The sequence below is a fragment of the Streptomyces scopuliridis RB72 genome (assembly GCF_000718095.1).
In the GTDB taxonomy this organism is placed as follows: domain Bacteria; phylum Actinomycetota; class Actinomycetes; order Streptomycetales; family Streptomycetaceae; genus Streptomyces; species Streptomyces scopuliridis.
In genome coordinates, this window is the sequence record NZ_JOEI01000012.1 from 166,023 (window position 1) to 178,834 (window position 12,812).

Genomic DNA, 12,812 nt, shown 5'->3' on the forward strand with positions numbered 1-12,812 from the left:
CAGACGCGACACCGCCGATTCGATCTACCCTCCCCCCATCCGGGCGCTTACACCGGACGTGAAAGCCGTGAGCATGCCGGGCGCGATCCACCGGCCGTGAAAGACGGACCGCAGACCCCCAGACCTCTGGGCGGCTGCGAGCCGTCCACGGACCGGAAAGGACCGCCATGGGCAACTTCGCCAAGGTGCGCCCCATCGGTCGCCGCCGCGACGGACGACCCATCTACCCCATCAAGGGCGGCGCCCCCACCCTCACCGAACAGCGCGACGAGATCGTCGCTCTCCTTCAGGACCCGAACTACGACGGCGACGTCGAAGAGTTGATCCAGCGAGCCGACGAGATCAAGGGAAAGATCGATCTCGCCGAGCAGCGCGCATCCCGACTGCGCACGCTCCAGGGCGCCGTACCGCCAGGCGACCCGCAGCCGACACCGGGCCAGCGGCAGACACCCGGCATGCAGCCCGACGAGCAGGGCAATCAGCACCCGCTCACCGTGGCCGAGAACTTCGTCCGCTCCAAGGCACTGGAGCAGTTCAGGGCGAACGGGAAGCGCGGACAGTTCGGCGTCGAACACCGCGCCGCACCGGCCGGCACCGTCACCACGGGCACGCAGCCGCAGCAGAACACCCGCATTCCGGGGATCATCCCGAACAATCCTGACTTCCCGCTGCTGGTGGCGAACCTGCTGGACCGGCAGACGTCGGACGGGACCACGCTGGAGTACATGCGGGACACGTCCGGCCCGCAGGCGACGTGGAACAAGGCGGCGGTTGTTGCCGAGGGTGCGGACAAGCCGAAGAGCGGCCCTTTCAGCTTCGACCTGATCACCACCACCCTCAAGACCGTTGCCCACTGGGTGCCGATCACGAGGCAGGCCGCGGACGACAACGGGCAGCTGGTCGGTTACATCAACGGCCGTCTCACCTACGGTCTGGACTACAAGCTCGACCGCGAGATCCTCACCGGCAACGGCACTACCGAGATGCAGGGCATCCTCACGACTGCTGGCATTGGCGCCTACCAGCCCGGCAGCGGTTCGACGGATGCGAAGCTCATCACGGTCCGCAAGGCGAAGACGCAGGGCGAACTGGCGATGTACCCGCCGGACGCCATCGTCATGAACCCGCTCGACTGGCAGGACATCGAGCTGGACACCGACGCGAACGGCCAGTTCCGCGTCATCACCACGGTCACGGACTCCGGCGCGCCCATGCGCATCTGGGGCCTGACCGTCGTCACCTCCGTCGCCATGACCGCGGGTACCGCGCTCCTCGGCGGCTACCGCACCGGCGCCACCCTGTGGGAGCGGCAGGGGATCACGATCCTCATGACCGACAGCCACGCGGACTACTTCACCGCGAACACGCTGGTCATCCTCGCCGAGCGGCGCGCGAACGTGGCGGTCCATACCCCGCAGGCGTTCGTCAAGATCACGTTTGCGGCGCTGCCGTAATGGCCGGGGTCCAGAAGCAAATCACCCTCGTCAAGGGCGGTACCCGCAAGGACGGCCAGGAGGTCAGCGACATGCGTGTCGTCGGCACCGCCCCGGCCCTCATGGACGGGACAACGAAGCCCACCGTCAACAACATCGCCGCCGCGCCCACGCAGGCGGACTTCAACGCGCTGCTCGCCGCTCTGCGGACGCGCGGCGTCATCGGAGGTAGCTGACATGGCAACGCGCAAGAGCGACGAACGGCCGGCCGCGACCGTTCGCACGCAGGAGTACGCCGCGGGCACCGGGTGGCAGGTGGGGCAGACCGCGCCGGAGGATGCATACCGGTCCCTCGACGGCCACGGCCACAACACCCCGGTCGGTCCGGTCGTACACGAGCACCCGGGCGGTCACGCGCGGCAGATCGTCACGAAAGGCGCGGTCGTCACCGACGGCGTACGGCGCGAGCTGGACGCGGCCGAGAGCGACGAGGGCTGACCGATGGCCTACTGCTCTGTGGCTCAGGCGCGCGACGCGGGGACGACCGGCACGGATGCCGAGGTCGCCGCGTGGATCGCCGCTGCCACGGAGCGCATCACCCGCTACACCCTTCAACTGTTCGAGCCAACTCCCCTGGTGGTGGTGGCGGACGTGGCGCCGGATGGACTGGTCATCCTCCCGCGCCGCATCCGCACGGTCACGTCGGTGACCCCCGTCGTCGTCAGCGACGACGCCCCGTCGTTGCCTTCGTCGGCATGGCGGGTCACGTCGTCTGACGTGCTCGGATCCATCGACGCCGTGCGTCTGCGGTGGGGTGGCTACGACGACCTGATCGCCGGAGCCGAGTCGTACAACGGTGGCTGGCGCGGGCTGTTCGACCGGTGGGGCATGGAGCAAGCCCGGGTCGAAGGGATCTTCGGGTACGCGGAGGTGCCGCTCCTCGTGACGCAGGCGTGCGCGCTCCTCGCCGCGCACATGCAGGCGCAGGCCGCCCCCTCGGACGCGGACGCCGTGCAGAATCCCGGGCTCGACGTGGACGACGAGGGCAACAACGTCCGCATCGAGGAGGAGACGACGACGCCCGTCGCCCCGTCGGCGTCCACCGGATCGACGCAGGTTGACGCCCTCCTCGTCGGCTTCCTGAACCGCGCATCGCTGATCGGCGGTGTCTGATGGCCGTCTCCGGCAGTTTCTCCATGGACGCCCGCCAGTTCGAGCGCGGGCTACGGCGGTGGGTCGGACGGCTCAGCACCGAGTCAAAGCGCGCCGCCGACCGCACCGGTACCCGCGTACAGAACGAGGCGCGCCGCCGGGCCCCGGTCGACACCGGTCGGCTCCGCTCCAGCATCGTCAGCCGGTCCGAGGACCGCGGCCGTACGTATGACGTGACCGTCGGCACGACCGTCACCTACGCCGAGGACGTCGAGAACGGCACGGCGCCGCACCGCATCTACCCGCGTACGAAGCGGGCGCTGTACTGGCCCGGCGCTGCGCACCCGGTGGCCTATGTCGACCACCCCGGCACTGCTCCGCATCCTTTCCTGGCCCCTGCTGTCGCCATGGCAGAGACGTTCCTCCGCGAGGAACTGGCGCGCGCCGGAAGGCGGGTTCGTTGATGGCCGCCACAACGTCCGGCGCCGTGAAGGCGTACTTGGAAGGGCTCGCGTTCGGTGTGCCGGTCTTCCGCGACGGGCCCCGCCCTGGGCAGGCCGAGCCGTACATCGTCGTCACCGAGGCCGTCTCGACGGGCCTCGACGGGCCTGGCAACGGCGACTTCGGTGCACCGGACGCTGAGATCAACATCATCGAGACCGTCACCGTGGATCTGATCCAGCGCGCCCGGATCAAGATCGGCGGCATCACACGGAACGCGGAGAGGTACGGGCTCGCCGAAGCGATTGCCCACGCCCTCCACGGATGCCGGCTCACTGCCCACACCGCCCCGGTGCACGCCGTGCGCGTCCAGGACATCGACCGATTCCCCATCAGCGACAACCGCACCCGGTCATCGATCACCGTCATCATCCGCCGCCAGCTCCTCGCCACCGAGGTGACACCCGCATGAGCACCGTCACGTACCTGTCCCTGCTCCGCGCCGCCGTCATCAGATCTCTCGGCCCCGCGTGGCCGGCGCCGGTCGGCTCCACCCAGCTCCGCATCGACCCCGCGGCCGAAGTCACGGACGGCGCTGTTGTCGTCTACGAGACCGAGGGCATGCCGGGCACCACCTGGTGGCTCGTCGATGGCGTGGTCCCGTCGCAGGATGCGGGGCTCGTCACCGAGCAGCTGGCGGCGCTGGTGCCTGGCTCTGTGCTGGAGACCATCCCGGATCCGTGGGCTGACGCTTCGCCGCCCACCGGCACGTACGGCCTCGACACCCCATAACCCGCCACCCGGGCCGAACTCCGGCACCAGGAAGGACAGACATCATGCCTATCTCGCGAGTGACCAAGCTGTACGCGGTGGAGGACTGCAAAATTTTTCCGCTGCTGTCCGATCCCGAGGGCGGTACCGCCTCGTACGGGGAGGGCATCGACGTCCCCGGCATCAAGAGCATGGAGATCTCTGGTGATGTGGAGGTCAAGGAACTGCGGGGCGACAACGGCCTGCTGGACTCCGACGCGTCGATCTCGAACGTCACGGTCAGCTACCCGCACGCGAAGCTCAGCCTCGATGTGCTGAAGGCGCTGCTCACCAGCACGGTCACGGACTCGGGCGTGAGCCCGGCGCAGAAGTCGAAGTGGTCGATGAAGCAGGGCGCTAAGCCCCTCCCGTACAAGATCATCGGGAAGACCCCGACGTCTGGTGGTGACCTCGTCGGCGGCGACGTCTACTTCACCCTCTTCAAGTGCGTCATGTCGTCCTTCCCCGGGCTCGGCCTGGCCGAAGAGGACTACCGCACGATCGAGAACGAAGCGCGCGCAGTGCCGCTGATCAGCACCGGTGAGTGGGTCGACGTCGAGATCCACGAAACCGCAGCCGCCATCCCGACCACCGCCACCCCGTGATCCCCGGGCGGGCGCCGTGCTGCACACACCGCCGCCCGCCCGGCCCATCCCTCTCCCGCAGGCCGAAACCCGGCACTCACCCACGGAGACCATCGTGACCACAGCAGCACCCCTTACCAGCCTCGGCCGAGAAATCACCTTCGCCGACGGCACCACCGCCCGACTCCGCTACAGCCTCGGCAGCATTGCCCTGCTGGAGCAGCGCCACGGTGGCATCGACGGCGTCCTGAGCGTCTTCGAGAAGATCGACGGCCAGTCCGGCATGACCGGCGTCATCATCGGCCCGATGCTCGAACTCGTCGGCGCCGGCCTCACCGGGTCGGGCGGGTTCGTACCGCACATCACCGAGCGCGTGACGACCGTCCGCGAGGAAACCCCCGACGGCCGGAAGACGTCCCGCGACGTACGGGAGATCACGGCCGTGCGCTACGTCCGGCAGAAGGACCGCGCCGAGCTGGGCGATCTGCTGGACTTCCGCGACTTCGAGGGCCTGGTGGACGCGATGACGGCCGCGTTCGCGGAGGCGTTCCCCCAGGGGGAAGCGGAAGCCCCGGCGGGGGCGCCCGTGACCGAGGTGACCATCCCCGACACCTTCCGTGGGACGAACTCTTCTACCTCGGAACCGTCCCCCTTGGACGCTCCGACGCCGCTTTCTGGGAGCTGACTCTCGCGCAGCTCCTCTCTCTGGCTGACCAGCACCGCCACGCCTCCGGCAACAGCGGACCGGCAGCCCCCGAGCCCTCAGGCGGAGAGTCCCTACTCGGATTCGCCGCGATGCGCCGTACCTGAACGGAGGTGACCCCATGGCAGGAGACGACCCGGACCTCACTGGCCGCCTCAGGCTCGACCTGTCCGGCCTCATCTCCGGACTGCGCCGCGCCCGCGCCGTTACACGCCGGGAAACGAGCCGGATGGTTCGGGATGCAAACGGCCGCCTCCGTGATATTGATACCGGCCGCTTCGTCTCCGACGTACAGCGCACCTCGCTCTCCCTGGCCGGACTGCTGACCGGCCTCAGAACGGGGCTCGGCCGCGTCGCCGGAATGATCGGCAGCCTCGGCCGGCTGGCCGCCCCGTTCGCCGCGGCGGGCGCGGCAGCCGGATCCCTGCTGCCCCTGCTGGCGAGCGTCGGGACTGCGCTTGCCCAGATCGCACCAGCGGCGGCACTGGCCGTGTCCGGGGTCCTCGCCATCGGCCTGGCCGTCGGAACGCTGAAGCTGGCCATGTCCGGGGTCGGCGACGCCGTCACCGCGGCGCTGGATCCCAGCGACCCGGAGGCGTACGCCAAGGCGCTGGAAGGGCTGGCCCCGGCGGCGCGGTCGTTCGTTGGTGTCATCCGGGAGATGCAGCCCGCGTTCGAGTCGCTGCAACGGGCCGTGCAGCAGCGGGTGTTTGCCGGGCTGGACAAGCAGCTCACAGCCACGGGCAAGGTCGCCCTACCCGTGCTGCGGCAGTCGCTGCTCGACACCGCGGGGTCTCTCAACGCCATGGGTCGGGGCGTGCTCACCGCCGCCCGTGGCCTCGCCAAGGACGGGACGCTCGGTACTGCGCTGAAGGGCGCCACCAGCGGACTGAAGGAGTTCGAGCGCGCGCCTGGCCAGATCGTCACAGCGCTGGGTCAGATCGGCGCCGCCGCCGCGCCCGCTTTCGCCCGGGTCTCCAAGGCCGGCGGGTCCGCGTTGGACCGGCTGGCCGCGAAGATCACGGCCGCGTTCGAGTCGGGCGGCATGGAGCGGGCCATTGAGCAGGCCATCAACTTGTTCGCTCAGCTCGGCAGGGTCGCGGGCAATATCGGCGGGATCATCGGCAACGTTTTCGGTGGGCTGACCGCGAGCGGCCAGGGGCTGTTCGGGACGCTGGAGCAGATCACTGGGGCCCTGAAGGACGCGACCGCCACCCCAGGGTTCCAGCGCGCTCTTCAGGCGCTCTCACAGACGATGGGCGTTGTCGCGCAGACCGTCGCGCCTTTGCTGGGGCAGGCCCTGGGTGTCCTCGGCCCGGTCATCGAGGCGCTTGCCGGGCCCGCGCAGCAGCTGGTGCGGACGCTCGGCGACGGGCTCAGCCGCGTGATGACCGCGCTCGGCCCCGTGCTGGTTGCCGTAGCGGGCGCGGTGGGTGACCTGGTGGTCGCGCTGCTGCCCGTCATCGATCTCGCCGCTGATCTGGCCGTTGCGCTTCTGCCCGCGCTTGTGCCGCTTTTCCAGAATCTTGGGCTGATAATTCAACAGCTTGCCCCGTTTATTCAGCAGCTCGCTGAAAATATAGCCGCTCAACTGGTTCCAATTCTCGGCGCAATTGGTCCAATTCTTTCGCTGATTCTTCCTCAATTCGTGGAGCTAGCGGAGCGACTTTTCCCGCTGCTTACCGAAACGCTTTTGCAGCTTCAACCTTCCCTTCTGAAACTTTCTACCGCGCTCGCCGGTTTGCTCATTTCACTAGCGCCCATCATTGCGAAGTTCCTTGAATTCCAAGTCGCACTATTGGACAAGCTACTTCCGGCAGTTCAGCCCATCATCGATATCATCCTGAAGTTGGCCAACTGGGCGCTTACGACCCTCGCTGACATCATCAACCGGTACATCATTCCCACCATCAATACCCTGGTGGCGCTGTTCAACGGTGACTTCCGTGGTGCGATCCGGGGAGCCGTGACGGTCGTATCGAACATGACCACGGACGCGAAGGCGCGTTTCGAGGACATGCGGCGCAAGTCCGTTCAAGTAGTCACCTCGATGGTCACGGAGATCCCGGCGGCTGGCCGCAGAATGGCGGTGGGGTTCGCAACAGCGCTCATCAGCATGGTGACGGATGCCACGAAACAAATCCAAGGTCTTCCGGGCCGGATCCGCTCGGCTTTCCCTGCGGCTGAGGGAATCTTGAGACTAGCCGGTCAGGGGATTATCCGTGGGCTGATCGCTGGCATTGAGTCGATGATCCCCAGTCTGAGCGGTGTCTTCGCCGGTATCACCAGCCGTATCCCGGATTGGAAGGGCCCGAAGAAGAAAGACGCCGCGCTGCTGACTCCGGCCGGTAAGTCGATCATTAAGGGTCTGATCGCCGGTATCGACGCGAGCACAGCGTCTCTCAAGTCGAAGCTGAACAGTGTCACCACCGTGATCGAGCGTGCGATCAGCATCAACTCCGGGAACCGCAAGAAGATCTCTGGGCTCGGCTCGCTGCTGGCTCGGGTGGCGAAGGACAACACGAGGCTGCTGTCTCTGGCGAAGTCGCGGGACGCGGTGGCCGCCAAGCTGAAGACGGCGCAGAAGGCCCTCGATGATGCGGTGAAGGCGCGCAGCAAGGCGGCGGCTGACTTCACCAGCGGCATCCTCGGCGAGGCCAACATCACCACCGGGTTCAGCCTCGTCAACTCGGTCACAGCGATCACGGTCGGGCTCCAGCAGGCCGTCAAGAAGACGCAGGCGTTCGCCGCCAACCTCGCGAAGCTGAAGGCCGCCGGCCTACGTGGCGACCTGCTGGGGCAGATCGCCGACGCGGGCGTGGACGGCGGTGCGGCGACGGCCGAAGCGCTGGCAAGGGCGACCCCGGCCGAGCTGAAGAGGATCAACGATCTCCAAGCGCAGCTGGCGAAGGCCGCCGGGACCGCCGGGAACACTGCGGCGGGCGCCCTGTACGACGCTGGCGTGAAGGCGGCGCAGGGGCTCGTTGACGGGCTGAAAAAGCAGCAGGGCGCCATTGAGAGCCAGATGAAGAGGATCGCCGACGCCATGGTGAAGGCCATGAAGAAGGCGCTCAAGATGCGGTCGCCTTCGCGCCGCGCCCGTGAGATCGGCGTGCAGTTCATGGAGGGCATGCCGAGGGGCTTCGAGGCGATGCGCTCCACGGTGGCCCGCTCTGCGGCCTCGGTCGCCAACGCCGCAGCGACGGCGGCGTCCGGGGTGGCCGCCGTCGTACCGAGCATCCCGGCGCCGGGGCAGCTCACCGCCGCGTACGCGGCTCCAGCCGGCGGCGGGGACACGACGAACAACTTCTACCTCTCCGGCGGCGAGGCCAGCCCGGACGGCATCCTCCGCGCCCTGTCGTGGCGCGGCCTCGTAGGGAGGCGCTGACCATGCCGCAACAGGCCATAGGACGGATCCAGTGGGGTGACCTGCTCTTCGGCCCGGGATCGCAGTACGTCGTCACCGCCGTGGATGGCCTCGACGACATGCCGGATATCCGCGCGCAGGACATCGAACGGCCCGGCCAGCACGGCGACTACACCGGCCCCGACTACACCGGGCCGAGAGTCGTACAACTCGGACTCGGACTACGCGGGCAGACGCCCGACGACCTGCGCGCGCTCGCCCTGGCGCTCCGGGACGCGACGCAGCCGCAGCGCCAGCCCGCGCCGCTCCAGTTCCTCGACCAAGACGTCCTCGTGTTCGGCAAGGTCCGCCGCCGCTCGATCCCGTACGACGCCGAGTACCTGTGGCGCCTCGGCTCGGCCGCGCTGGAGATCTACTGTGCGGACCCGTACCTCTACGGGCTGGAGGAGCGGTCGGCGAGCACCACGGCGTACTCGCCGGCGGCCGGCCGTAAGTACCCGCTGCCGTACGCAGGGCTCGGACCCGCCGTCCGCAACCTCGTGCTGAACCCCAGCTTCGAGGAAACTTTCACCACCGAGACGGCCGGTTTCGGCAGCAACAACACGCGGTCGCGTGTCAACACCGAGTCGTACGTGGGGCAGTGGAGCGTGCAGCACGCCATCTCTGTGGCCTCGGCGCAGGGCGGCACGTCGTGGAACATCGAGCCCGTCTCGGCGGGGAACACGGTCCAGTTCGGGGTGTGGGTGAAGATCCCGGCAACGGGTATCGCGGCGCTCGAACTGTGGTGGCGCAACCAGACCACGAACCTGTTCACGCTGCCTGTCCTCGCGTCCGCCGCCCCGGGATCGTGGGCGCGGGTCTCCGGCTCGTACACCGTCGCCGCCGGGCAGACGTGCGACCGGGTCGCCGCGGTCGCCACAGCGTCAGCAGCGGGGGCCGCCACATGGTGGGCAGACGCCGCCATGGCCGAGGCCGGCCCCGTTCTGCACCCGTACATTGACGGTTCGCAGGGGGGCAGCTTCTGGGAGGGGACGCCGAACGCCTCCGTGTCGCAGCGCCCTGCGGGCATCGGTCGCGTCTATGGCAGCTCGGGCACGTCCGGTCGCCTCACCGCGGTGAACGGCGGCGCGAGTCCGGCTTACCCCGTGCTGCGGGTCGATGGCCCGGTGGCCAACCCCAGCATCGAGCAGGTCACCACCGGATCGTCGCTCGTCCTCGACGCGACAATCCAGCCTGGCGAGTTCCTCACCATCGACACCCGCACCCGGGCCGTACTCCTCATGGGGTCGTCGCCCCGCCGGACGTGGGTGCGGGGCGGCTCGACGTGGCCGCTCCTCATGCCCGGCGCCAACGAACTCGCCTACCGGGGCTCAGCGCTTCCGGGCTCGCCCGGCCAACCGTCCCTGCTCAGCGTCACATGGCGCGACACGAGCCTTTAAAGGAAGGAGACGCTCCGATGGCTGCGATCAACCCCCCGGCATGGATGCAAGCAGGGTCATACCCGGCCCGTACGGACCGGCTCGTCATCAGCGCGCTGCTCGGATACCCGGGATTCCTCGTGGACGAGGCGACCCCCACACGGATCCGGCAGGGCGTGAAGCCCAGCTACCAGAACCAGCAGCTGAAGGTGCGCCCGGCACCGACACCCAACATGACCGTCATCGTGTCCGCCGGATTCGCGTTCATCGACCAGCACGACGCGGGAGGCCAGGGCACCTACGTCTGCGCCAACGACGGCGACGTCAACCTCACAGTCGACCCGGCGGGCGGGGCGGGGCAGTTCCGGCGGGACTGCGTGGTCGCGAGCGTCTACGACGCAGAGACCGCCGGGTCCGTCAGCGAATGGCGGCTTGAGGTCATCAAGGGCACGTACGCCTCGACCGCGGGCGGTGCGACACGGCCATCTCTCCCTCCGAACGCGCAGATCCTGGCCGACGTGACGTTGGCACCGAACCAAACCAGCATCGCCACAGCCAACGTGCTGGACGTCCGGCAGTTCTCCGTGGCGCTCGGAGGGATCCAGCCCATCACCGCGTCAACGGACATGAACCGCCCGCACCCGGGCCAGGTCCGCTACAGGTGGGACACCGACACGTTCGTGTACGGCCGCGCCGACGGGTCAACCGTCAACCTGCTCCAGTCGGGCGGCGCGTCCCTGATCGGTCAGGAGCAGTACGCCCGCAAGACGGTGGACACCACCCTCAACACGACGACCAGCACAAACGATCCGCACCTCACACTGCCCGTCGCGGCGAACGCGGAGTACACCCTCGACGGCCTGCTGTTCGTCCTCGGCGGCGACTTCGCTGCGGACATCAAGATCAGCTATGCATACCCGTCCGGCGCGCAGCTCCACTTCACCGGGCCCGGCCCCCACCCCGCACTGACGTCCGGCGGAAGCGGCGACGGCGAATTCGTGGCGCGCCAGTCCCCAGACGGCATCGCAACAACGATCGGATACGCCTCGTCGACCAGCCGCCTCGGTATCCCCCTGTCCGGGGTCCTGATCACCGGCGGAACCGCCGGGACCTTCACCCTTCAATGGGGAGTCGTCAACAGCGGGAACGCGGCGATCACGGTGCGGGTCCCGTCATACATCGCCCTGAAGCGGAGGGCGTGACACATGGCCAACGCCCCTCTTCTGGCGGCCGATCTCGCCGCGGCCGGCGCCGAGTTTCCCGAGCACACGTACACCTACCTCTTCTGCGACCTCATGACCGATGTGGTCCTGGCCGAGCTCCCGCTCAGCGACGTCACGTACAGCACCGAGCTGAACGGCATCGGCACGCTCCGGGCCTCGATCCCGTACACCGACGAAACGGCCCCGCTGGACCCGGAGGCCGCGTCCACCCCGGGCCGCACCGCCCTGTACGTGGACCGTGACGGCGTCATCGTGTGGGGCGGCATCATTTGGACCCGCCAGCCCAACAGCGGCAGCAGCAGCAAAGAGATCCAGGCCGCCGAGTTTCTCTCGTACTACCAGCGCAGGTACGTGAAGACCACGCTGTCCACGGACACCAGCCTCATCATCAACACCGGCTATGTCCCCGACGGGCAGCGCCTGTACCCGGATCAGAAGTACGTCATGTGGTCGCTGCTCAACTACGCGCACACGCAGACCGGCGGACAACCGGGCATCAGTACGGCCCTGCTCACCGCTCCAGCGCACGGCATCACCCGGAACGTCACCTACTTCGGGTACGAGCGTCCGGAGATCTACAAGGCGATCTCAGACCTTGCGGCGGCCGACGACGGGTTCGACTTCGCCATCGAATGCGGCTGGAACCCGGCGGCGAACAACGTGGCGCCGACCCGCTACCGGCGCGCACGGACCTGGTACCCGCGGCGCGGGCGGACGGCGTCCGAATCCGGGCTCGTCTTCGCGAAGGGCGGGCAAGGCGCGTCGATCCTGTCGTACGACTGGCCGGAGGACGGCACCGCAATGGCTACCGAGATCAGCGGCCTCGGTGACGGCACCGGCGAAGCCAAGGTCACGTCGATCGCACAGGACACAGCGCGGCTCGCCTCCGGCTGGCCCCTGCTGGAACAGGTCACCACCTACGACGGGGTCATCGACCAGGTGCAGCTCACCGGGCTCACCGCGGCAGAACTGGCCGCACGGGGGCAGGCCCAGACGCAGCCGGTGTTCGAGGTCAGCGCGGACACCGACCCTCAGTTCGGCAGCTACGCCGTAGGGGACGAGGCGCTGTTCGTCATCGACCCCGAGCCGACCGCACCAACCGGCCGGTCCGGGGTACTGCGGATCGTGGGCATCGAGAACACCTCGTCGTCTGGGCCCGAGCGTGTCCGCCTGACCTGCGTGGCGGTCTGACATGCCCCAATACGCCACCAACCCTGACTTCCTCCAGCGGCTCGCCACGCTGGAGGAGAGCGTGGAGCAGCTGCGCCGCCGTGGGCGCGAGCGTGACGAACTGCCGTTCTTCGGAACGAACCTTCAGGTCATGCCGTACCAGTCGTACACGTCCATGACCACGGTGTGCGAGACGGTTCTCTCGCCTCGGACGGCCTCGCTGTCCCTCGGCCTGGTGACGATCGGCGATGTCGTGACCTCCGTGAACTCGGGCGGCGACTGGCAGGTCGTGGCGAACGCGGACATCGTCATGACCGGTGTCATCTCGGCCACCTTCAGCTACGAGTTCGCCGCAGCGGTCATTGACCTCACCCCGTACCGGGCGCTCACCGAACTGAAGATCCTCATCCAGGCGCGCAGGACGGCCGGCGCCACGACCGGCGGAAAGTTCGGCACCGGCGGTGCCATCGCGATCGCTCCCCGCTACGCACGACTTATCTGAAAGGAACGG

General features: G+C 68.3%; 14 protein-coding genes. All 14 read left to right on the forward strand.

Features of this window, described 5'->3' with window-relative positions; translation table 11 throughout:
- Window positions 1-167 precede the first annotated feature (167 nt).
- The 14 genes from IF11_RS0117080 to IF11_RS0117150 all read left to right on the forward strand — a co-directional run bounded on the left by IF11_RS0117080 (window position 168) and on the right by IF11_RS0117150 (window position 12,803).
- On the forward strand, window positions 168-1,454 hold the full coding sequence (locus tag IF11_RS0117080; protein ID WP_078490735.1) for a phage major capsid protein: 1,287 nt from the start codon (window positions 168-170) through the stop codon (window positions 1,452-1,454).
- Window positions 1,454-1,669: a hypothetical protein gene (locus IF11_RS0117085; protein ID WP_030352466.1), complete on the forward strand. Its 216-nt coding sequence runs from the start codon at window positions 1,454-1,456 to the stop codon at window positions 1,667-1,669. The genes IF11_RS0117080 and IF11_RS0117085 overlap by 1 nt, the downstream gene beginning before the upstream one ends.
- Before the next feature lies 1 nt (window position 1,670).
- Window positions 1,671-1,931: a hypothetical protein gene (locus IF11_RS0117090; protein ID WP_051745996.1), complete on the forward strand. Its 261-nt coding sequence runs from the start codon at window positions 1,671-1,673 to the stop codon at window positions 1,929-1,931.
- Between the two features lie 3 nt (window positions 1,932-1,934).
- Window positions 1,935-2,606: a hypothetical protein gene (locus tag IF11_RS0117095; RefSeq protein ID WP_030352468.1), complete on the forward strand. Its 672-nt coding sequence runs from the start codon at window positions 1,935-1,937 to the stop codon at window positions 2,604-2,606.
- A gap of 23 nt (window positions 2,607-2,629) precedes the next feature.
- A complete protein-coding gene (locus IF11_RS0117100) occupies window positions 2,630-3,049 on the forward strand; it encodes an HK97 gp10 family phage protein (protein WP_240627951.1) in 420 nt (139 codons plus the stop codon).
- Window positions 3,049-3,498: a hypothetical protein gene (locus IF11_RS0117105; protein ID WP_030352470.1), complete on the forward strand. Its 450-nt coding sequence runs from the start codon at window positions 3,049-3,051 to the stop codon at window positions 3,496-3,498. Before IF11_RS0117100 ends, IF11_RS0117105 begins: the two co-directional genes overlap by 1 nt.
- The gene (locus IF11_RS0117110; protein ID WP_030352471.1) at window positions 3,495-3,818 is read left to right on the forward strand and encodes a hypothetical protein; all 324 of its coding nucleotides are present in this window, start codon (window positions 3,495-3,497) and stop codon (window positions 3,816-3,818) included. Before IF11_RS0117105 ends, IF11_RS0117110 begins: the two co-directional genes overlap by 4 nt.
- 44 nt (window positions 3,819-3,862) lie before the next feature.
- Window positions 3,863-4,441 carry a hypothetical protein gene (locus IF11_RS0117115; protein ID WP_030352472.1) on the forward strand — a complete coding sequence of 193 codons (579 nt, stop codon included), beginning with the start codon at window positions 3,863-3,865 and terminating at the stop codon, window positions 4,439-4,441.
- A 94-nt stretch (window positions 4,442-4,535) separates the two neighbouring features.
- Window positions 4,536-5,105: a hypothetical protein gene (locus tag IF11_RS0117120; protein ID WP_051745997.1), complete on the forward strand. Its 570-nt coding sequence runs from the start codon at window positions 4,536-4,538 to the stop codon at window positions 5,103-5,105.
- 139 nt (window positions 5,106-5,244) lie between these two features.
- On the forward strand, window positions 5,245-8,511 hold the full coding sequence (locus IF11_RS0117125) for a phage tail family protein (RefSeq protein ID WP_030352474.1): 3,267 nt from the start codon (window positions 5,245-5,247) through the stop codon (window positions 8,509-8,511).
- A gap of 2 nt (window positions 8,512-8,513) precedes the next feature.
- Window positions 8,514-9,929 carry a phage distal tail protein gene (locus IF11_RS37805; RefSeq protein ID WP_051745998.1) on the forward strand — a complete coding sequence of 472 codons (1,416 nt, stop codon included), beginning with the start codon at window positions 8,514-8,516 and terminating at the stop codon, window positions 9,927-9,929.
- A 17-nt stretch (window positions 9,930-9,946) separates the two neighbouring features.
- Window positions 9,947-11,110 (forward strand): hypothetical protein, encoded by a 1,164-nt coding sequence (locus IF11_RS37810; RefSeq protein ID WP_051745999.1) that lies wholly within the window; start codon window positions 9,947-9,949, stop codon window positions 11,108-11,110.
- A gap of 3 nt (window positions 11,111-11,113) precedes the next feature.
- On the forward strand, window positions 11,114-12,322 hold the full coding sequence (locus tag IF11_RS0117145) for a hypothetical protein (RefSeq protein ID WP_051746000.1): 1,209 nt from the start codon (window positions 11,114-11,116) through the stop codon (window positions 12,320-12,322).
- 1 nt (window position 12,323) lies between these two features.
- Complete coding sequence (locus IF11_RS0117150; RefSeq protein ID WP_030352477.1) at window positions 12,324-12,803, forward strand: hypothetical protein; 480 nt, start codon at window positions 12,324-12,326, stop codon at window positions 12,801-12,803.
- Window positions 12,804-12,812: the final 9 nt, after the last annotated feature.